Annotated in this window: 2 protein-coding genes; both read right to left on the reverse strand. The window is 66.2% G+C overall.

What is annotated here, in order from left to right:
* On the reverse strand, positions 1-658 hold a 658-nt coding region (locus GOACH_RS23005; protein WP_005180806.1), incomplete at its 3' end, for an IS3 family transposase.
* Positions 655-963 carry a transposase gene (locus GOACH_RS24695; RefSeq protein ID WP_005180812.1) on the reverse strand — a complete coding sequence of 103 codons (309 nt, stop codon included), beginning with the start codon at positions 961-963 and terminating at the stop codon, positions 655-657. The genes GOACH_RS23005 and GOACH_RS24695, both read right to left, overlap by 4 nt.
* Between the last annotated feature and the right edge of the window lie 66 nt (positions 964-1,029).

A 1,029-nucleotide genomic window follows, 5' to 3' on the forward strand; every position in this document is an offset into this window, starting at 1 on the left:
CGTTGTCACCACACGCACCGACCCTGCCCATCGACCCGAGCATGCCGTGCCGGGTGATGGCCTTCTGCATCTTCTTCGAACGAAATTGAGACCCTCTATCGCTGTGCAGAACGCAGCCGGCCACGTCCCCTCGCCTGGCGACAGCGCTGTTCAGGGCGGCCACGGCCAGGCGGGACTTCATTCTCGAGTCGATCGAGTACCCGACGATCCGGCCCGAGTAGACGTCCTTGATCGCGCACAGGTACAGCTTGCCCTCGGCCGTCCAGTGCTCGGTGATGTCGGTCAGCCACAGCTCGTTGGGGCCGGGCGCGGTGAAGTCTCTCTTGACGAGATCGTCGTGTACAGGCGGGCCGGCCTTGCGGTGCTTGCCGCGGCCTCTCTTGCTGATGGTGCTGGTCCAGCCGCCGGCGGAGCAGATCCGCCACGCCGTCCGCCGGCACATCTTCTCGCCTGCGGCTTCGGCCTCGTCGGCGAGGTAGCGGTAGCCGAACTCCGGGTCTTCGCGGTGGGCGTCGAACAGGGCGTTGGCCCGGTACGCCTCGGCGAGCTCGGCGTCGGTGATCGGGTTCTTGCGCCACCGGTAGTAGGGCTGGCGAGCGATCTTGAGTACCCGACACGCCACCGTGACGGGGATGCCGTCAGCGGCCAGCTCACTCACGAGCGGGTACCACCTTTTCCCGGCAGATTCGCTTGGGACAGGTACGCCGCCGCCCGGCGTAAGACCTCGTTCTCCTGTTCAAGCAGGCGCACACGCCGCTTGGCCTCGCGCAGCTCACGCGATTCGGCCGACGTGGTGCCGGGCTTGATCCCGGCCTCCACGTCGGCCTTGCGGATCCACTTGTTCAGGGTCATCGGGTGGATACCGAAGTCGGCAGCGATCTGTTCGAGAGTCACACCGTCTTCACGGTTCTGGGCGACGCGGACAACGTCGTCGCGGAACTCCTGGGGATAGGGCTTGGGCACAGCTGGCATCCTTCCAGGCCGCCCGGCAGGGCAAGCCAGATCAGATGTCACCTACTCGTGCACCAG

It is taken from the genome of Gordonia aichiensis NBRC 108223, assembly GCF_000332975.1.
Taxonomy (GTDB): Bacteria; Actinomycetota; Actinomycetes; order Mycobacteriales; family Mycobacteriaceae; genus Gordonia; species Gordonia aichiensis.